This is a genomic window from Halioglobus sp. D3-4 (assembly GCF_055809315.1).
Genome location: NZ_CM147907.1, coordinates 1,139,347 through 1,158,591, shown reverse-complemented (window position 1 = coordinate 1,158,591; position 19,245 = coordinate 1,139,347). Strand labels below are relative to the sequence as shown.

Annotated in this window: 15 protein-coding genes; 4 read left to right on the top strand and 11 right to left on the bottom strand. The window is 53.9% G+C overall.

What is annotated here, in order from left to right:
• Positions 1–12: 12 nt before the first annotated feature.
• The 7 genes from AC0L6S_RS04965 to AC0L6S_RS04935 form a co-directional block, all read right to left on the bottom strand.
• Positions 13–780, bottom strand: a complete 768-nt coding sequence (locus AC0L6S_RS04965; protein WP_473428547.1) for an SDR family oxidoreductase — start codon at positions 778–780, stop codon at positions 13–15.
• A complete protein-coding gene (locus AC0L6S_RS04960) occupies positions 773–2,497 on the bottom strand; it encodes a hydantoinase B/oxoprolinase family protein (RefSeq protein ID WP_473427320.1) in 1,725 nt (574 codons plus the stop codon). The genes AC0L6S_RS04965 and AC0L6S_RS04960 overlap by 8 nt, the downstream gene beginning before the upstream one ends.
• On the bottom strand, positions 2,494–4,545 hold the full coding sequence (locus AC0L6S_RS04955; RefSeq protein ID WP_473427319.1) for a hydantoinase/oxoprolinase family protein: 2,052 nt from the start codon (positions 4,543–4,545) through the stop codon (positions 2,494–2,496). The genes AC0L6S_RS04960 and AC0L6S_RS04955 overlap by 4 nt, the downstream gene beginning before the upstream one ends.
• Positions 4,542–5,444: a beta-keto acid cleavage family enzyme gene (locus tag AC0L6S_RS04950; RefSeq protein WP_473427318.1), complete on the bottom strand. Its 903-nt coding sequence runs from the start codon at positions 5,442–5,444 to the stop codon at positions 4,542–4,544. The genes AC0L6S_RS04955 and AC0L6S_RS04950 overlap by 4 nt, the downstream gene beginning before the upstream one ends.
• A 1-nt stretch (position 5,445) precedes the next feature.
• Positions 5,446–6,222 carry an SDR family NAD(P)-dependent oxidoreductase gene (locus AC0L6S_RS04945; RefSeq protein ID WP_473427317.1) on the bottom strand — a complete coding sequence of 259 codons (777 nt, stop codon included), beginning with the start codon at positions 6,220–6,222 and terminating at the stop codon, positions 5,446–5,448.
• Positions 6,223–6,244: 22 nt separating this feature from the next.
• Complete coding sequence (locus AC0L6S_RS04940) at positions 6,245–7,705, bottom strand: SLC13 family permease (RefSeq protein WP_473427316.1); 1,461 nt, start codon at positions 7,703–7,705, stop codon at positions 6,245–6,247.
• A 76-nt stretch (positions 7,706–7,781) separates the two neighbouring features.
• Positions 7,782–8,348: a gamma carbonic anhydrase family protein gene (locus tag AC0L6S_RS04935; RefSeq protein ID WP_473427315.1), complete on the bottom strand. Its 567-nt coding sequence runs from the start codon at positions 8,346–8,348 to the stop codon at positions 7,782–7,784.
• A 317-nt stretch (positions 8,349–8,665) separates the two neighbouring features.
• On the opposite strand from AC0L6S_RS04935, the gene AC0L6S_RS04930 reads away from it, so the two are divergent.
• Together AC0L6S_RS04930 and AC0L6S_RS04925 are read left to right on the top strand one after the other, a co-directional pair.
• The gene (locus tag AC0L6S_RS04930; protein ID WP_473427314.1) at positions 8,666–10,276 is read left to right on the top strand and encodes an APC family permease; all 1,611 of its coding nucleotides are present in this window, start codon (positions 8,666–8,668) and stop codon (positions 10,274–10,276) included.
• 81 nt (positions 10,277–10,357) lie between these two features.
• Positions 10,358–11,386: an aldo/keto reductase gene (locus AC0L6S_RS04925; protein WP_473427312.1), complete on the top strand. Its 1,029-nt coding sequence runs from the start codon at positions 10,358–10,360 to the stop codon at positions 11,384–11,386.
• 40 nt (positions 11,387–11,426) lie between these two features.
• Here the strand turns inward: AC0L6S_RS04925 and AC0L6S_RS04920 are convergent, their stop codons facing one another.
• The 3 genes from AC0L6S_RS04920 to AC0L6S_RS04910 form a co-directional block, all read right to left on the bottom strand.
• Positions 11,427–13,589 (bottom strand): TonB-dependent receptor, encoded by a 2,163-nt coding sequence (locus AC0L6S_RS04920; RefSeq protein ID WP_473427311.1) that lies wholly within the window; start codon positions 13,587–13,589, stop codon positions 11,427–11,429.
• Positions 13,590–14,075: 486 nt separating this feature from the next.
• The gene (locus AC0L6S_RS04915) at positions 14,076–14,585 is read right to left on the bottom strand and encodes a styrene oxide isomerase (RefSeq protein ID WP_473427310.1); all 510 of its coding nucleotides are present in this window, start codon (positions 14,583–14,585) and stop codon (positions 14,076–14,078) included.
• Positions 14,582–15,466, bottom strand: coding sequence for a metal-dependent hydrolase (locus AC0L6S_RS04910; protein WP_473427308.1), 885 nt, complete (start codon positions 15,464–15,466; stop codon positions 14,582–14,584). Before AC0L6S_RS04910 ends, AC0L6S_RS04915 begins: the two co-directional genes overlap by 4 nt.
• Before the next feature lie 181 nt (positions 15,467–15,647).
• Between AC0L6S_RS04910 and AC0L6S_RS04905 the strand changes: the two genes are divergently transcribed.
• Positions 15,648–16,664, top strand: coding sequence for an AraC family transcriptional regulator (locus AC0L6S_RS04905; protein ID WP_473427307.1), 1,017 nt, complete (start codon positions 15,648–15,650; stop codon positions 16,662–16,664).
• A 79-nt stretch (positions 16,665–16,743) separates the two neighbouring features.
• Here the strand turns inward: AC0L6S_RS04905 and AC0L6S_RS04900 are convergent, their stop codons facing one another.
• A complete protein-coding gene (locus tag AC0L6S_RS04900) occupies positions 16,744–17,844 on the bottom strand; it encodes a DUF2855 family protein (protein WP_473427306.1) in 1,101 nt (366 codons plus the stop codon).
• A 250-nt stretch (positions 17,845–18,094) separates the two neighbouring features.
• Here AC0L6S_RS04900 and AC0L6S_RS04895 point away from each other — a divergent pair, with 250 nt between their 5' ends.
• Complete coding sequence (locus AC0L6S_RS04895; RefSeq protein WP_473427305.1) at positions 18,095–19,138, top strand: glutathione S-transferase C-terminal domain-containing protein; 1,044 nt, start codon at positions 18,095–18,097, stop codon at positions 19,136–19,138.
• The last annotated feature ends 107 nt before the right edge of the window (positions 19,139–19,245 follow it).

The following is a 19,245-nucleotide window of genomic DNA, read 5'->3' as shown; positions in this document are numbered from 1 at the left end:
GCTCATCGCTAACTAAGGGGCCTCCCATTCTGAATTCCCGCAGACGCCGATCATTTGCCCACTGATACTGCGCCCATTTGTTGCAAGAAAGAGCGCTGTCTCACCGATTTCACGCGGATCTATTCGCCGCCGCATAGAGATGTACATCAATCGCTGTTGCTCCGCTTGCTCCATTGAAATCCCCTGTTCCTGTGCTCGGGATCGAACCAGCGCGTGACCGCGTTCGTTGTCTATCGCCCCGGGGAGAATTGCGTTGCAGCTGATATTGTAAGGACCTAGCTCACGCGCGCAGTTCGAGGTTAGACCTTGAACAGCCTGTTTGGAAGTCACGTAGGCAGCGCGCAAAGGCAAACCGGTTCTGGCCGATGCACTGGAAATATTGACAATGCAGCCGCTGCCCTGTGGTTTCATCACTCGGGCTGCGGCGCGCATGCAGTAAAACGTACCATTGAGGTTAACGTCGAGTGTCTGCTGCCATGCGTCGTCACTGATTTCATCGAGCGGCGCGCGTGGACCACCCAGCCCGGCATTATTGACCAGAACATCCACTCCGCCGTACAACGCTATCACCTGATCAAACATCGCATTGACTTCGTGTGAATTCCCCACATTGGTTTCACTACCTTGCATACCGCTAAACTCGCCCAATGTAGCGTGTAGAGCAACTTTGTCGATATCGCATATGAAAACGTGATGTCCAGCGTGATGGAAGATCTGGGCTATCGCACGCCCGATACCGGAAGCGCCTGCTGTCACTATCACCTTGAGCGTGCTATTCATCACAGTCGACTCCATACACGTCTATCGCGCGTTGCCTTGAAATTACCCCTTCCCTCACATCGGCTATAGTCTTGGCGCGTTCTCTACTGGCAGGATCGCCATAACCACCTCCGCCACTGGTAATAGAGACCAGAGCCTGACCCGGACGCAACGACAGTATGCCGTACTGTGGCAGGGCCTCCTCCCGGCCGTCAGCGTGCCTGATGCACTGGCGCCCGGCGCGTGCACCAAGCCCGCCATTTACACCCTGCGGCGGGTTCTGAAGGCCATCCGTGAGATAGGCGATCTGCAACTCGGGAGCTGTCGTTTCGAACTCGATATACTTGCCAGGAGCACCTCGGTGCTTGCCCGCTCCTTCACTGTCTTGAATGAGATAACGGCTTCGAACCAACAGCGGCTGATACTGTTCTGCCTGCTCAATACTATCAAGGTAGCCCATACCGCCATTTCCCGCATGCGAATAGTGCAGCCAACCGTCGGCACAGGGTGTACCCGCTCCCCCTGAACTCCCGAGAAACACCTGGTTAACAAAGTCTTTTCCTGTGTTCGGGTCGCGCCCGGAGAACACACCGCGACAGGCGGGAAGGTTTGCGCCTATTTCCGCCATACCAACATTTTCCCCGATTTCTGAAATCCCAAGCTGTACCGCATTGGCAATACGATCTGCAATATTGGTTGTAGCAGCAGAACAACTATGCGGGTGCGTCGGTATACCGACAATACAGCCCTGGCGCAGGACGAGGTGAATGCGCCGAAATGAACCCGCATTTTTGGGTACAGTAGAATCTATACAATTAAATATGCCGATCATCGCAGAGGTGTGGACACAGGCTTCTGATACATTTAGCCCGTTTGGCTGGCAATCCACATTGTCCGTCAGATCGACGCTTACCTGTCCCATGTCATTGTCGATACGAACTTCTGCGGCCACCGTGATCGCTTTTTCACACACACCGGGAATAGCATCGTGAGTACTGGTCGCTCTCGCACTGCCAGCTGGCAGCTTCAAGATTGCCTGCTCCATGCATTGTTCAGAGTAGTCAAACCATTGGGTATTGAATGACTCCAGAACATCCCAGCCGTACTCCTCACCTAGCGCCATCAAGGCCTTCTCACCGGTACGAGCCGCTCCCAACATGGCCATGAAGTCGCCTCGCCACTGTTCGGGAACACGAATACGTGTCATGCACATACGCACAATATCGTCGATGTCTCGATAGTTTCGCTGTACCTGAACCGCAGGAAATATCAGGGCCCCCTCTTCATAGACGTCGCGCGCCTCACCAAAATACGTCGTCGGTTGCGAGTTTCCTATGTCCGCCTGGTGTGCCTTTACCACCACGGTATATCGATGTGTCGCATTACTATCAAATACTGGCACCAAAATGGTGTGATCAGCGGGATGAGAGCAACCGTGGTAGGGGCAGTTGTGAAGGAAGGCATCACCGGGCCGTAACTCGGGGTGATAATCAACCATGCTGGCGGCCATCATATCCGGACCACGCAAAACATGAATTGGCAAACTTTCAGCGGCACAGAGCAACTCATTGCGATGCGTTACAATGCAACAGGAAAAGTCTCTCGCTCGGTTGAGTACTCCAGAGCGCCCGGTACGCAACAACGTACTGGCCATATTCCGCACAACGCCCTCGAGTCGCGCATTAATCACCGCAAGCCTGGCACCATTGAGCGTAGGACTTTCTACACAGCTATTCACGACCACACCTCCAGATGACCGCTGGCATTGCGGGAAAACGAATCTTCAGGACCAATCACTACAGATGTAAAAGCTGATTCGACAACCGCGGGCCCGTGCCAGACGGTGTCTGCCTGCAGTGTGTCCCAAGCATGAATGTTAGCCTGCACGGCGCCAAGGGTGCTGAAGATGCAGGTACGGGTGGTCGGTTCAACAACTCCGTTGGCTCTGGATTCAAGAGGTCCCAGGCTATCTGCGGCAACGCCACATTCAACCCGCCCGATCCAGTTGCTGATCTCGATACTGGAGCGATAATCACTGTACTGAAACAGGCGTTTATGTTCACAGTGAAAAGCCTCAATCAGTGCGTTCACATCGCTTTGGTTCTGGAAGTTCGAACAGGGCAATGGCACCTCAATATCCCAAGCCTGATTCTCATAGTGTGCCTCTATATGCATTGATACGCGTGAACTTGTTTCGGGACTGCCAACTCTGGCGACGAACTCCCAACAACGTTCAGCCAAATCGAGCAGTACGGCATTGACTCGCTCAATACTGAACTGCGCTGTGCTCGCTGCCAGCGCCACGCGAAACTCACGACTGATGTCAGTCACCAACGCTCCAGCCGCACTCATTGTCGCGCCCACCTCAGGGATGATGACCTTTGTACATCCCAAGCGCTTCCCCACTGCAGCTGCGTTCAACCCTGCCGCGCCGCCACCACCAATCAACACTGCGTTGAGCGGGTCTACTCCGTAGCCACTGGCAAAGTCATAGATTGCCTGGCACATCTTTTCGGTCGAGACTTCGCAAATTGCAACGGCCGCTTCAACAACAGAGATACCCAATGGGGTAGCAACTTTTTTGTCGATTGCATCACGGGCGGCACTCAGATCGAGCTTGATATTGCCACCAAGAAAGTTGTCCGCATCCAGATATCCGAGAACCAGGCAGGCATCTGTAAATGTAGCTTCAGCGCCTCCTTTGGCATAACAGGCCGGGCCAGGTTCAGACCCCTGACTCTGCGGCCCCACATGCAGCACTCCACCTGAATCTACATAGGCAATACTGCCGCCACCTGAGCCGATACTCTTTATATCAACGGAGGGAAAACCCGTCATATGGCCAGTGTAGGGTTTACCAATCCACATCTCCCTGGACAGTGGAATCTGGCCGTCCCTGACAATACTGATATCGAAAGTGGTACCGCCGGTATCTGCAATAATCACGTTGGCTTCGCCGGACACAGAGCGCCCTGCGATTGGTGCCATTGAAGGACCCGAGTTCAAAACGTGGATGGGGGCATTGGCCACATCCTTCACGTCGAGCAGGCCTCCCTGGGAACTGATGATAAGCACCCTGCCCCGGAACCCTGCCTGTTTCAGTCGAATTTCCAGGTTCCCAAGGTACGAAGCGACCAGCGGCTTGAGCGACGCATCAATACAAGCAGATGATGCACGCCGGTACTCGCGTACGACGGGGTTGAGCTCATGCGACAGTGTGAACGGTATATCAGGCAGATGCTCGGCTAAAAGTTCGCCTATCCTGCGTTCATGCGCTGCATTGCTTATTGACCAGAGAAGGCAAACGGCAACCGCCTCGACTTTCAGTGTCTTGAGATTTTCAATCAACGACAGAATTTCGCTGTCCTGCAGTGCTACCAGCACCTCACCAGACGCCGAGACTCGTTCGTTTACCTCCAGAGTGAGAGCGCGGGGTACCAGCGGTAACGGATAGGCTGTGGCGTGATCAAATGGGTCCTCTCTTCCGCCCTCTCTCAGCGTCAAAATATCGGGATGACCGGCAGTTGTAAGTAAAGCCGTTTTGGCGGCGTTGCCGGTAATCAATGCATTCAGAGCATGTGTAGTGCCGTGAATAAATACCTCGCCCTCTTCAAGCAAGGATTCAAGCGTCTGCTGGCGTGCATCAGCCGCCTGCTGTAGAGCCAGGAGAATGCCTGCTACCGGGTCCTGATAGTTGGTTAACACCTTGTGGATTGTTAACCGTCCTGAAGCTCCCTCGACCACCAGATCTGTAAACGTGCCTCCTGTGTCAGTTGCAAACCTCACGCCGGCAACTTCCTTAATCCAAACTGATCACGGCACTCCTGCGGGGTTGCAACGCTCTTACCCAACGCATGGATAATATCCACGGCGCGTTGCACCAACTGTTCATTGGTCGCAAAGACACCTCGACTGAGATACAGGTTGTCTTCCAGACCTACCCTGACATTGCCTCCCAGTAAAATCGCTTGTGCGACCATAGGCATCTGCATACGAGCGATCCCAAACCCCGCCCAACTGGCACCTGTGGGCAAAAGGTTGCGCATGTATAGCATCGTTTCTGTGTCACAGGGAGCGCCCCATTTCACACCGAGAACAAACTGGTAAAGCGGTATACCTTCGATCAAGCCGTCGTCAACCATCGAATTCGCAAACAGGATATCTCCCGCCTGGAAGGCCTCCATCTCCGGCTTGACGCCGGCATCGCGGAATACACTAGCCATGGTACGCAAGGTACGGGTTGTATTGAGATACACGAACTCCTCATCACCATCACCCTGGTTTGCTGTGGTGACATCCAAGGAGGCCAACTCGGGGCGGTTCTCAACGATATGGATAGTGCGTTGCTCAACATTCTTCACATTGGTGCCGGGCCCCGCCCGGCTCTCATCGGCGGGGTCTGGATAGAACCTCGCGTTGCCTCCACAGGTGAGGTTTATCACAACGTCTATACTGCTATCACGAATTCTGTCTACAACCTCCTTGTAGAGTTTCGGATCCTGACTTCCTTCTCCTGTTTCGGGGTCACGTACGTGTATATGCACGACGCTGGCTCCCGCCTTTGCTGCACCCAGGGCACTGTTTGCAATCTCCTCAGGCGTAATCGGAACATGGGGGTGAGCTCTGTTGAAGGACATTCCGCCGGTGACGGCACATGTGAGGATAACTTTATCAGTAAAATTCATATTACAAGCCTGCCGATCTGCCTTCGTCCGCTAGTAGGGTACTGCCGTGCATCGCACGACTGCGCGCAGTAGCCAGAAACAAAACTGTTTCCGCGATATCCTCCGGCTCGGAAAAAAGTCGCTGGCTCGGCGTTGTTCGTTCGATCATAGCCCGCCGCTCGGCAAACTCCGGCTCGCTGCGAATATCTGCGTTAATAGGTGTGGCCGTATTACCCGGTGCTACGGCATTGACGTTGATATTGTGTGGCGCCAACTGCAGGGCAAAAGATTTGGTCAATGCAACTACGCCGGCTTTAACTGCGCTATACAAGCCATACTGCGCGGACCCCACATAAGCTGCGACAGAGGAAAGGTTGATGATCTTGCCCTCCTGCTTCGCGATCATTATCGGCGCAACGCGATCAATCATAAAAAACAGTCCCTTCAGATTGATGGCTACCATCTGGTCAAATTCTGACTCCGTGGTTTTACCTAGTGCGGTGGGGTGAAACACACCGGCACAGTTCACCAGGATATCGATTCCTCCCAGAGCGTTCTGGATATCGCCAACCAGCGCTTCGATCTCCGCTATAGACGCCACATCGCAAGTGAAGGCATGCGCGCGTCCTCCCCGGTCAGATATCTCATCCACCACAGCCTGTGCCTTGGAACGATCAGCACTCGCCACCACGGCCACAGTGGCTCCCTCTCTGGCGAGTAACCGCGCTGTCGCTGCGCCAATTCCAGATGACCCTCCGGTAACAAGCGCGACCTTATTGTTAAGCGGCATTTCTGTCATTGGTGTTAATCCTTTTCTAATATCAAGACAATAGGTAGAACGAAAGTACTCCGATGATCCATACACTCAGGAAATTGAGCAGGAGTCCTGCGGAGGCCATTTGAGCAATGCTAATCTTCCCTGTAGCAAACACTATCGCATTCGGCGGAGTGGCAATGGGCAGCATGAAAGCGCAACTCGTCGCCAGTGTGGCAGGAATGATCAGTGTCAGTAGCGGATAGTCCTGCGCGAGTGTGACAGCGGCCAGTACCGGTAGAAGGGTTGCCAGCGCGGCGGAGTTATTTGTCAACTCAGTCAACACCAGGGTAAAGGCAGTCACACATAGCAACAGGGGGAAGAGCTGCCAGTTGCCCGATTCGACAACCTGGGCTACCAGCCAGCTCGTCAACCCACTGCTGGTCATAGCCCCCGCCAACGCCATACCTCCGCCATAAAGTAATATAACGTTCCACGGCAGCTTCTCAGCTGTGGGCCAATCCATTAAACGGCCACCCTGCCCGCAGGGCACAATGAAAAGAACTATGGCACCTATGAGGGCGATGGCCGTATCGCTTAGCTGTGTCAGGCCGGGGATCTCTTGCAGAAACGGGCGCGTAATCCAGCAAAGTGCGACTGCACCGAACACAAGGGCAACGCGTTTTTCACGGGATGCCATTTCTCCCAAACCGCGGTAGCTCTCATCGATATTTGAACGCGCAGCAGTGATATTAAGATCTCTTTCAGCGATGGGGAAACTGAGCCGGGTCAACGACAGCCAAATAACAGGTAGCAGTATCACCACAATGGGCAGGCCAAACTGCAGCCAGCCAAAGAAACTGATTTCAATCCCGAATTCACTCTGCAGGTAACCTGCCATCAACAAGTTTGGCGGCGAACCCACGAGGGTTCCCAATCCGCCAACACTAGCGGAAAAAGCCACTCCCAATAGCAGGGCAACTTCAAATCGCCTTGCGCCTCGTTCTGTTGAGCCGCTGCTCGCCTCAGCGACGACAGAGAGGGCTATCGGCAACATAATGAGTGTGGACGCCGTATTGCTGATCCACATACTCATGGTTGCCGTGGCAACCATAAAACCACCAATAATGGATGCAGCAGATCCTGTAAATTTGCGCAGCACAATTAGCGCCAGTCTGCGATGGAGCTGGGCCTTTTCCAGAGCAAGCGCCAGAATGAATCCACCAATCAACAGGAAAATAATTGGGCTTGCATAGCGCTGCGCGACAGTCGACAGACTGTCGATGGACATAAGCGGGAAAAGGATCAGCGGCAAAAGGGACGTCATTGCAATTGGCACGGCAGCAGTACCCCACCAGATAACGACCCACAATAACGCTGCTGCGACCTTAACGCCTTCTGAGCTTAAGCCCTGCGGCACCGGCAACACCATCACCAATAGAAATATCAGAGGACCGGCAAACTGCCCGATACGAACGACATTCAGTGCGCGGGAGACCTTGTGCGGCTTTGCGTAGTGTTTGTACATAAGGTCATGCTCAGCGATTTGCCAACAATTGAAACCACCCTAAGGGGAGGGTAAAATCAGTTCTGCCTTGTAGAACCTACGAATTTTGCTGTCCGCTATCGGCGAGGTATCGATCTTTCAATTCTTTGTAGTGAGCAGCACTGTCGCGGAAGTGGGCTATCTCAGAGTCCTTCAATGGGCGCACTTCCCGTGCTGGACTCCCGGCGTACAGGTAATGTGAACGAAGAAGCTTTCCGGGTGTCACCAGGGCTCCCGCCGCGATGACTACCTCAGTTTCGACAACTACCCCATCCATCAAAATCGCGCCCATGCCGATCAGAACGCGATCAGACACAGTACAGCCATGCACCACTGCATTGTGGCCAACCGTCACGTCCTCGCCGATATCCAGAGGCCAGCCCTCAGGGTTCTGCTCGCCTTTATGGCTGACATGAAGAATACAACCATCCTGAATATTGGTCCGTGCACCTACTCGTACGCTGTGTACATCTGCACGTATAGACACCTGGGGCCAGATGGACACATCATCCCCCAGTGTCAGATCTCCGAGGATGACTGCGCTGTTATGAACCCAAACACGTTTGCCAATTTTGGGAGAATTCCCGGCAAATGTCCTTCCAGAACCTTCACTTGATGCCGTCATTCAGTACTCACTCCTGACAGAGGATTGTTTTGCGTCAAACGAGATGCGGGCAATTTTTGATACCCACACGCTATATACTCGCATCTGATTAAACACTTTTGCACAACGACACGGCCCCCCCGTAAGTTAGGGAAGTGACCGATAATGCCGTGACTCCCCTGACAAGGTTTCATGGCTCGGGATCAACCGGGGTCATTGACGAATGACTTACTCATAGGCTGGACCGGTACAACTATCCGCTGGATTAGATACTATAGGGGTGTACGCCTGACGCGCTGGTTATAGCCAGACACAAGAAAACTCATAGGGTAATTCAAATGCCTGAATCCAACTCGAAAGCAACCGAATTGCAGCGCACCGTGGGGCTGGTGCCACTGACGCTGATTGCTGCAGGCGGTATTCTGGGATCTGGCTGGTTGTTTTCACCGCTGCTGACGGCGCAGTTAGCCGGTCCCGCATCCATGATAGCGTGGGTTATTGGCGCAATTGCAATGTTGCTGTTGGCCTTCAGTTTCGCAGAAATTGCCAGCGTCCTCCCGGTTGCCGGTGGCATTGCTCGTATCCCCAGATACACACACGGTGACATTACCGCTGCCGTAATCGGCTGGACCGCCTGGGTCGGCTACTGCACCCAGGCACCGATCGAAGTTGCTGTCGTACTGCGCTATGCGGCCAGCAGTTGGCCCGCCCTGGTAGTCGATACGAAAACAGGTTCGCTAAGCGGCCTCGGGTTTTCAATTGCCGGGTTGCTACTGGTAATTTTTGTCGTGATAAACGCCCGAGGCGCGGCCGCTTTCGCCCGTGCCAACTCGGCAGTTACCTGGTTGAAGTTCGCTATACCCATCATCATTGCAACGACATTTATTGCCAGTCGATTCGATACCGGGAACTTTTCATCAAACGCGGGCTTCGCTCCGTACGGCTGGCACGGGATACTGTCCGCGGTATCGACCGGCGGCATTATTTTTGCTTTGATCGGGTTTCGCCATGCAATAGACATGGCCGGGGAAACGCGTAACCCGCGCAGAAATGTACCGCTCGCATTGATTTTCGGTTTACTGATCCCGCTGTTTATTTATCTGGCGCTGCAGGTTTCGTTCATCGGCGTGCTCTCCACGGAGGATTTGGCAAACGGTTGGGCGAATGTAGAGGCAGCACATGGGCTGGGCCCGCTGGCGGCAGTATCCATGGCACTGGGGATGAGTTGGCTTACTGCCGCTATTTTCGGTGGGGCTCTGATCGGGCCCGCTGGTGGTGCGCTGGTGGCTACCGGGTCTAATGCGCGACTAGCCTATGCACTGTCGCGCAACCATTTTCTTCCAAGAATCATTGAGCGCCTTTCATCGCGAAGTGTTCCAGTCTATGCGCTGGCATTAAACTTCGTACTCGGTTTCGCGCTATTATTGTCTTTGCAGTTCGAGCAAATAGTAGCAATTAATTCCGCAGCGATTGTAGTGTCCTTTTCGATCGGGCCGGTCGCGGTGATCGCACTGCGCAGGCAGATTCCCAACCCACCTCAGCGCTTCAATATCCCCGCCCCGCGCCTTATCGCAGTACTGGGTTTTATCGTGTCAGCGCTGATAGTCTACTGGAGCGGCTGGACCAGCATGAAGCTGCTGCTGCTGATAGTGTGCACAGCCCTGGTCACGCTGTTCGTGAAGCGGGTAGTCATCGAGCGAAAAGCACTGGACACATTCGATACGCGCGAAGCGCTGTGGCTGATTCCGTTTCTGGCCAGCCTGACGCTGATATCCTGGCTCGGTAACTTCGGCGGTTCAGGGTTAATTCCCTTTGGCTGGGACATGGCACTGATTACACTCTGTACACTGGTGAATTTTGAGATCGCCAACTGGTGTGGATTAAAGAACGACAAAGCACGCATCTATCGGGATGCGCATAAGCCGCCACCGGGAGTAGAAGAAACGTAATGGTCCCGCTGCGGCTTCTTCATTATCGCGGCTACGGTATACTCGGAACATATTCACAAGATTCTGAAAGCGGAAGCATTTATGCTCAAATCGTTACAGTTAGGCAACAGCGGTCTGCAGGTTTCCCGTCTCTGTCTGGGAACAATGAATTTTGGCATCCCCGGACAGGGGCATCAGGGTGACTGGACATTGGACAAGAACCAGTCCCAGGAAATTTTCCGGGCAGCCATAGACGGAGGTCTCTACTATTTCGACTGTGCTGATTACTACGGCCTGGGTGCATGTGAGGAAATTGTAGGGAGCCTATTGCGGGAAATGCTGCCCCGTGACGAATACGTACTGAGCACTAAAGTGGCAATGCCCATGGGTCGCAATCCAAATATGAGCGGCCTGTCGCGCAAACATATTATCGAGGGTATGGACAACAGCCTGCAGAGGCTGGGCCTCGATCATGTAGATCAGTTAATCATTCACCGACACCCGCATGGGTTGCCCTGGCATGTCCCGGTACCGATTGAGGAAACGCTGGAAGCGTTAAACGATCTTGTCAAAGCCGGCAAGGTTCTTTATCTGGGCGCCTCGAGTATGTTTGCCTGGCAGTTCACTGAACTGCAGATGACCGCTGAACGCCACGGCTGGGCGCGTTTCATTTCGATGCAGAATCACTACAATCTCATCTATCGTGAAGAAGAACGTGAAATGAATCCGTACTGCCAGCAAAGCGGTGTCGGGGTCACACCATGGTCCCCACTGGCACGGGGTATTCTGGCTGGCGCCTATCAGGGTGGCTTTGACAAGGGCAGCACGAATCGCTCTACCGGGTCAGATCGCGAACGTACGGAGAACTTGTATCGCGGCGACAACAACTTCCTGATTGCCGATAGACTGGTTGAGACGGCAGCGAAGTACGGAAATACTCCCGCACAAATCGCCATTGCCTGGCTTCTAAGCAAGCCGGCGGTCACCGCGCCAGTCGTGGGGGTGTCAAAAGTCACACAACTTGAGAACCTGATGGCCGCCACGGACATTGGGCTGGAACAGGAGGATATCGACTATCTCGAAGAGTTGTACCAACCGCTAGAGAACTTGTTGTCGCTGGGCATGTCATGAGCTTAACGCTCAGACATGCCAGCGACTATCGGTCGCCGGATCAGAACAGGTAGCGAAGCCCCAGTTCAACCGAGATTCCGGCTTCTGGCGCGACATCCCTGAGGAATGACGTGCTGAGCCGTATCTCTTCATCGGCGATATTCTCCACCTTAAAGAACGCAATCAGTTCATTGTCATTGATCGGGAAGCGGTACTCGCCACCTATATCCCAGCGTGTATAGCTCTGGGTTGAGCGTTCGAAGTCGCCGGGTTTGTCCTGATCATCGGCATACTGCAGACGGGTCCAGAGTTCCATACGATCCGCACTCCAGGACAGGCGACTGCCGATTCGGGCCGGGGGCAACCTCGGAACATCACCGCCCTCGTCCAACTGCCCGTAGATAACATCACCGAACACGCCCAGTCGCAAGTCACCGCCGGCGAATGTCGTCAGCCCGAACTCGCTGTCAAATTCACCACCATAGAACTCGGCATCGTCCTGCACATACGCATAGATCGGAACCTCATCTTCTTCAAGACCGGTATTGCGCAAATTAATGTAGTCGTTGAAGTCGTTATAGAATGCGTTGAGCTGGACAAAATTATTGCCATCCGACCAGCGCAGTGACAAATCCGCATTATTTGAAGACTCGGTATCGAGGTTGACATCGCCCAACTCAATCGAGTTGGTCGCCGCATGAATAACATAATCGTGCGGGCTGCTGGCATCGATATTCGAGTATAGCTCCTCATCAGTTGGTGCCCGTTCAGAGCTGGACAGCGCCAATCCGGCCTGCCACTGCTCCGCAAATTGCCATAGCGCGGAAACAGATGCGCTGAAAGCATCAAAATCTTGCGAGCCGGTCACTGTTGTGTCGGGATCCCGTTCGGTCCAGTCGTAGCGCAAGCCGCCTTCAAATATCCAGTCTCCGACATGGCGATCCTCTACCAAAAAGACGCCGACCGCCTTACTGTCGGTGGTGGGAATAAAACCCTCTTCGCCAATGGCACTGAAATCATCGCTGACCGCCTGTAGGCCGAAGACCCCGTGAAACCCGCCAATCGGGCGGTGCACTGCTTCTACCCTACCCTCCCAGGTATCGCGGTCAAAGCGTGTTCCTACTTCCCCGTTCCCCTCTATCTCTTTGTGGGAATAGTCGTTGTATGTAAGAAAGCTGCGCACGGTATCCAGAATCTCTACCGGGTTATCCAGCTGCAGAATCGCATTGTAGCGAGTGTGTTCAACTTTGATCGTAACGTCGTCGCCGTGTTCATCGTCGTGATCGTCGTCGTGATCGTCGTCGTGATCGTCGTCATGGTCGTCGTCATGGTCGTCGTCATGGTCGTCGTCATGGTCGTCGTCATGGTCGTCGTCATGGTCATCGTCATGGTCGTCGTCATGGTCGTCATCATGATCGTCGTCATGATCGTCGTCATGCCCATGACTGTGGGCTCCTGGGGGGATGCCATACTTGTTATCCAACTGGCTCACCGAGAAACCGGCATAACCGTCAGTAAACACAAAACTTCCACCGAAACTGAAATTACTCGTGTGACCACCTGTATTTTCTATCTTCCCATCGGATGAGTCTTCATCGGCCTCGTTGACTGCGCGTCCAGGAATATTGAGATCATCCCAGTCGCGGTACATACCATCCACATGGAATGCCCAGTTGCCAACGCCACCGTCCAATTTGACGACGCCACCGTTCAACTCTGCCGCACTGTCATAGCGATACTCTACTCCACCGGTGGTTTCCTCCGGCACCTCGCGGGGTATGCGGTCGTCAATGACATTGATCACGCCGCCGATCGCTCCCCCGCCATACAGCAGGGTTGAAGGCCCTCGCAAAACTTCTATACTCTCTGCCAGCATCGGTTCCACGGATACCGCGTGGTCTGCACTCAATCCCGAGACATCAGCGCTGGATGTACTGTTATTTAGCACCATAACGCGCGCGCCCTGTTGGCCGCGAATTACGGGCCTGCCAACACCGGGGCCGAATGAGGCATTGGCTAGCCCGGGATTGCCTTCCAACGTATCGCCAATAGTGGTTGCGGCAACCCTGCGTAATTCGTCACCGCTGAGTACAGTGACGGGTAGAGCAGTTTCTGCCTCCTGTTTGTGAAGGGGTACTGTCACCAGTACATGTTCCATGGGCAGATCATCTGCCGCAGTGCTCGCCACGGCCACAGCCAGCGAGAGCGGTATATAGCGCTTCATAGGTAACTCCTGAATTTGAATTAGACGGTATTGTCCGGGTTCAGGAGTTGCGCGGTGGGCCTCGTGGAGAGTAAGCCACCAGCGAAGGAGGCAAAACCCCTTGTACATGCAGCAATATCAGCACGATGCCAATTGCCGCGATAACAGGAGTAGTCGGGATGGTTGAGGGAAGTGCTACACCGGTACCGCTATGCCACAACACACAGGTGGAGAGCGACTCATTGGCGGGGTGATGGTGTGAAGTCTCTAGCGACTGCGCCCCCAGCATGAACAACAACGCCAAGCCAACCCAAAAACGGGCAGAGCGTCGAGAACGTGTTGGACTACTGTATGACATTCGCGGCTACAGAGATGGATTTGGCCGGCATTATAGCCATGTTCGCGCACGGTAAGCCATACCTTCTTCCGACTTAAGCAAAACGGAGTCGCCGCAGTCAGCGGATATGAGTTGCGAATATCCTCGACTAACCACGCTTGTGGGTATTGTCAGTCAGAGCTTCGAAACGCCTTGAACGCTACAATAACCATGACCACGCAGACGGCAACAATCCCGACATAAAAAAGGAAGAATGCCACATCACTCGCAAAATTCGACTGTGGTGTAAACGACAGCCCCCGGGCCTGCGGAAAAAAGGGGTCAATCGCGGAGGCGAGAACAATGGTCCAGGCAACTACAACCATTGTTACTGCCACCCAGTAAATCTTTCTCACTATCTCTGACAAAACCGGCAGCACAGCCGCCAGTATCCACAGCATCAAACCGTTTGTAATACCTTCCATATGTGCCATCCGCCAGGCGTCATAAGTTCCGGGCATCTGATAGTCAATTTTACCCGGAATCGGCCATAAGCTGATCTCACCAATCAGGAAAAACAGAAAACCAAAACCCATCACAAAGCCGAACAACAGCACGAGGGCGCCGTGCCCGATTAATAGCCGCTGGCTCCTCTTTACCTCGCTGGGTGTAGCGAGGGTCACTGCCTGACTGGTATTCATGAGACCACTCCCGTAGTGAGTGTATCAGTGTCCAATGCCGCCAGCGGTGCATCACCGTTCTGGTAGGCCTCCACCCAGTCGATATACCACTGCGGGTCGGCAATATCAGTGGGGTGGTGTCCGGGCAGGCAGGCGACCATCGTTGCTGGCACCATATTAATGAAAAAGCGTGTAATCATTTTCAGGAGATTCCAGCGGGACCGAAGATTGCCCCATAAGCCATCTTTTTTGAGCATCACTTTGTAGGCCATATGACTGAACTTCATGACATGGAATGTGGAGTACATTGTGCCAAACACCCTGTAGAAATAATTGCCGTAAACCGCCTGATAAGCGTCAAACGCGACACTTTTGTGTTCAATCTCCTCGATGAAGTGCCAGAGAATCAACGATGCCACGCGTGTATCTGAACCGGAAAAAAGAAATTCCCTGTCTCGCACTAACCAGTGCCCTATCCCCAGTGCCATCGTTTCGAAGCCACAGGCATAGGCCATATTGAATTTGAGTGAACGCTTTCGGTCGAGGTCCTCAAATTCGGCCTGCATCTGCGCTTCAACTGCGGCCAAACCGGGGTAATGGCTGATCAGGATATCATTGAACCTGCGGTGTTGCTGGAAGTGCTGGGCCTCCTGCCCCATGTACAGCTTCACCTCATTTTTCAACTCCTCGGACTCAATCACCCCGCAGGCCTTGCGCATAGTGCGAATCAGGTAGGGCTCGAGAAAAGGCATGGCTAGCGACGCACCACTGGCCATATGACTCCATTCAGGCCGTTGGGCGTTCCAATGAGCCGCGATACTTTCGGGAAACACAAAGGGCATTTTTCGGACGATCATACTTGGACTGGAACATTCACTGGCGTTGAAGTTGTGATTATGCATCTCGTGTCTCTCCAGATTTGGCATCGCAACAATCCATTGAGATGACCTGATTGTCGTGTACCGACGCATTATTGGGGACAGAATACGTTACAACGAGGTTATATAGTGTCACTATAGGGTTATTAGATGACAGATAGCTTGTCGAATTGCGGGAGAGACAAGCCGGAGTGAACCCACAAACATGAATACGAATATTTCACGAGTACCGTGCAACTATACGCGCCTGATAGCCCGTGAACTGGATTTACAAGAACGCGAGCTGGGGAAACTGCTTGGCGGTACCGGTCTGACAAAAAGCCTGCTGCTATCGGCGGAGGACAGCTACATCAGCACGTCACAACAGATGCGTATACTGGAGAATGCGCGGCATATGGCTGGCGCTCCCAATATTGGTTTGCGCCTGGGTCAAAGGCTACAACCCTCCTCCCATGGCCCAATGGGCTATCTCGTGTTAAGCAGCCCCGACGTGATGACCGCGCTGGTATCATTTGCGGACTTTCTGCCGGTGCGGCTACCTTTTTCACGTGTTCACATCACGGTGGATGAAAACTGGTTGAACTGCTCACTGGAACTTAAAATTGACGTAGAACCAGAGATTCTGCGAATTTTGAACGAGTGTTTCGCGATGATGATTCAAGCGGTTGTGGAATCGGTGATGGGACGAGAAATGCGTGATGCTGTGATTGAGCTGGCATACCCAACGCCGGACTACCATCACAGCTACGAGAACTATTTGCACTCCGGCGTCCATTTCTTACAGGAACGCAGTGTTTTTCGTATACCTGCCAGCGTGGCCCAGGTTCCAAATGCATCCGGCAATTTCGAAGCCTACCTTTCCGCGCAAAGCCTCTGCCGAAAACTACTGGAGACTATACCGACCACAGAGCGCTCCGCTGCAGCGGGCGTCAAAAAAATATTGCTATCTGCTCCCATGGGCGACCTTACTGCAACCGATGTCGCCCGCGCGATGTTTATCACCAAACGCACTTTACAAAGGCGCCTCGATCGAGAGGGCACAAGCTACCGGGACATCACAGAGAAGCTGCGCTGCGAGATGGCCGTCGCGCATCTACGCGAGTCCGATCAAACAGTAGAATCCGTCGCGGCTCTATTGGGTTATTGTGACACCGCGGCGTTTCGCAAGGCATTCCGGCGCTGGCGTGGCCAGAGCCCGGCAGAGTTCCGCCGCAACGACTGAGGGCGATGTCGCTATCTGCAGACAGTAACCCGACACTGATAACTGCTAGCATTGCTTGAACCAGTGCGCAGATCGCCGCCTATCGTGCTGGCCACATGGACACAATCTGCCCGCTCTTCGCATCTGCCCTACCCGCAAGCACTGCCTGATACGTCGCTTCGACGGCCTCCACGCCACGGCTATGTGCCATTGTCAGCCAGTTATCGCTGGCCGCACGAAAGGCAACATATTCTGTGCCCATGTTCAGCATCAACTGCGCGGCACCCAAGTCGGCACTGCGAGTCTGTATATGCGATGGCGCGAAAAAGAACTCCGGTTTAGCACCAGGCAGGTTGTCCACCGGCCCCATCTCCTCATAATGCGTCGCCCCAATCTGGCAGGAGTGCTTTAGATTGTCACCGAAATGATGGTGGACATCACTCAACACCGTGGCGCTGCCGGCCATATCAACGATCACGGCAGGCTGCGAAGCATCCAGCGATGAAATCGCATCGTAGGTCAATACCCTGTCGTAATAACCCAGGCTTTCACAGAATGCGACGTTCCCCGGCGAGGTCAGACCGACACTTTGCATCTCACCACGTTTCTTCACGCAATGCGCCAGAGCAATACTGGTTTTACTGGAGGCGCTGGTGATCAGACAGGAATGCGCGCCAAAAGACCCATTCATATGCATAAAGTCTTCCACTAGCCATGACGTCATAAACAGGCCGCGTAACAAACTGTCATGATCTTCCCTGTCAATGTCATAGATGGGGTTGGCCGCCGCACGATCAAAGCGAGAATAGACCGGTGCATATTCCGCTCGGTGCGCAGAGACATCCTGAAAGTGGTCCTCGTGGACATTGCCCACCAGAATCTTCAGGTGCGTGCTAAAGGGAAAGAAACCCCACACGCGCTCACCGACGGCGACGTCGGGATGAGTGGACGCTATAACCTCTGCCCAGCCCATTGCGGGAATTCGCCCCCAACCCTCTTCTGCCGGGAAGAAGCCCCAGTAGCCGAGCAGGTCCCCGGCGCCGGCGTAGGAGATGTTATTGGCTGTCAGCGCAAATCGATCAACGCGCAGCAGCGCTTCTTTCTCACCCAGGTCCGTCGACACGGACTCTTCCACGACGCGGGTTTCACGCCACTTGTCCCTGCGCACTTCCAGGGTTTTTACTGTCAGACTATCGCCCATGATGACCGCCCTTCTCTTCAGTTAATGGATCGCAGTAATTGGCACTATAGACCTGAACGCGTGCTGCTGCGATCGCCCAGGCAGATGAGATAGCGAGAGCACCTCGCTCCGATACACATCCGGTGCACCAACTCTCACTATATTGACATATCCTATGCCAGCATGACACTCTCACGCTCACTTCAACAGGCGGTAGCCGAAACTGCTTTTATCCACAAAACACGCCTATACCCGCGGAGGGGGCACCAATATGTACCAAGGTGATTACGGCCTGGTGGGAATAGAACTGAGCATGTTCTCGCGCAAGCTGGAAGCACAATTGCGCTTTCAGAACATCCCCTGGTATTGGCATTTCAAGACGCAGGAGCGCACTGCAGAGATTGAGGCGCGCACCGGCACGCATTTCATACCTGCGCTAATCACCCCGGAAAAATGGATAATACATGACACCATCGCGCTTGGCCCCCTGCTCAACGACCGCTTTCATCCAGCACCTGTAATCCCCTCCTCCCCGGCGCAGCGCACGTGCTGCTTTATCCTCGAAGATGTGTTCAATCACTGGCTGGGACGTGTCTGTGTCCACACGCGTTGGTGCTATCCGGATAACGTGGCCTGGGTTGGCCCCCGCTTTGGTGCCAACACGGTACTGGATCGTTCGATTGAGATTCCTTTCACTGAACAGGAATTACGCGATCTATCGCCTATAGGCGAGATGATGTACGACGGTTTCGGCAAAAATGTCTGTCAGTTCAATGGCGTAGGCCCGGACCAGCAAGCGCCTGTTCGCGCCGATTTCACCCGAATGCTCGCTGTATTGGACACGCATTTCGCGACACATGACTTCTTGCTGGGAGCGCGCCCCTGCCTTGCTGATTTCGCATTGGCCGGGGCCTGCAAAGCACACTTCATCACCGATCCGACGCCACTGAGTTGGCTGGGGGAATACCGCGATATGCTGTTTGCGTACACAGACAGACTGTTTGGTGATACTGACTACACATCACGCAACTGGATGCCTGACGATCAGCTACCGCTATCTCTGGATTCGATTCTGGATTATGCACAGAGCAGCTACTTCAAATTCGCCAGCGCCAATATCAGCGCAGGGCTGGCCGGCGAAAAATACTACGAATATGACTACGGCTTTGGTCCGACAAGGGCGCGCACACAAAAGCGCCTGAATATCGCGCGCCTTCATGTGCGTAATGAATTACAGCAGTGCGGCGCTGCGGACAATAGTGCCCTAAAAACGCTATTTCAGGGGCGGGGTATACTGGAGCACTATCTGGACTAACACAAGCCGTGAACGAAACAGTGCTATAGCCACGAGGCCGGCTCGCTCTTCCGGTGGATACCGCCTTTAGGCAAACGGACATTTCAACCGCATAACCAACGCGCAGG

Excerpts from the sequence above, each read along its gene's own strand:
- AC0L6S_RS04945 (WP_473427317.1), bottom strand. The coding sequence starts at position 6,222 with ATGACAGAAATGCCGCTTAACAATAAGGTCGCGCTTGTTACCGGAGGG.
- AC0L6S_RS04940 (WP_473427316.1), bottom strand. The coding sequence starts at position 7,705 with ATGTACAAACACTACGCAAAGCCGCACAAGGTCTCCCGCGCACTGAAT.
- AC0L6S_RS04900 (WP_473427306.1), bottom strand. The coding sequence starts at position 17,844 with ATGGGCGATAGTCTGACAGTAAAAACCCTGGAAGTGCGCAGGGACAAG.
- AC0L6S_RS04925 (WP_473427312.1), top strand. The coding sequence starts at position 10,358 with ATGCTCAAATCGTTACAGTTAGGCAACAGCGGTCTGCAGGTTTCCCGT.
- AC0L6S_RS04935 (WP_473427315.1), bottom strand. The coding sequence starts at position 8,348 with ATGACGGCATCAAGTGAAGGTTCTGGAAGGACATTTGCCGGGAATTCT.
- AC0L6S_RS04930 (WP_473427314.1), top strand. The coding sequence starts at position 8,666 with ATGCCTGAATCCAACTCGAAAGCAACCGAATTGCAGCGCACCGTGGGG.
- AC0L6S_RS04910 (WP_473427308.1), bottom strand. The coding sequence starts at position 15,466 with ATGCATAATCACAACTTCAACGCCAGTGAATGTTCCAGTCCAAGTATG.
- AC0L6S_RS04920 (WP_473427311.1), bottom strand. The coding sequence starts at position 13,589 with ATGAAGCGCTATATACCGCTCTCGCTGGCTGTGGCCGTGGCGAGCACT.
- AC0L6S_RS04965 (WP_473428547.1), bottom strand. The coding sequence starts at position 780 with ATGAATAGCACGCTCAAGGTGATAGTGACAGCAGGCGCTTCCGGTATC.
- AC0L6S_RS04895 (WP_473427305.1), top strand. The coding sequence starts at position 18,095 with ATGTACCAAGGTGATTACGGCCTGGTGGGAATAGAACTGAGCATGTTC.
- AC0L6S_RS04915 (WP_473427310.1), bottom strand. The coding sequence starts at position 14,585 with ATGAATACCAGTCAGGCAGTGACCCTCGCTACACCCAGCGAGGTAAAG.
- AC0L6S_RS04950 (WP_473427318.1), bottom strand. The coding sequence starts at position 5,444 with ATGAATTTTACTGATAAAGTTATCCTCACATGTGCCGTCACCGGCGGA.
- AC0L6S_RS04905 (WP_473427307.1), top strand. The coding sequence starts at position 15,648 with ATGAATACGAATATTTCACGAGTACCGTGCAACTATACGCGCCTGATA.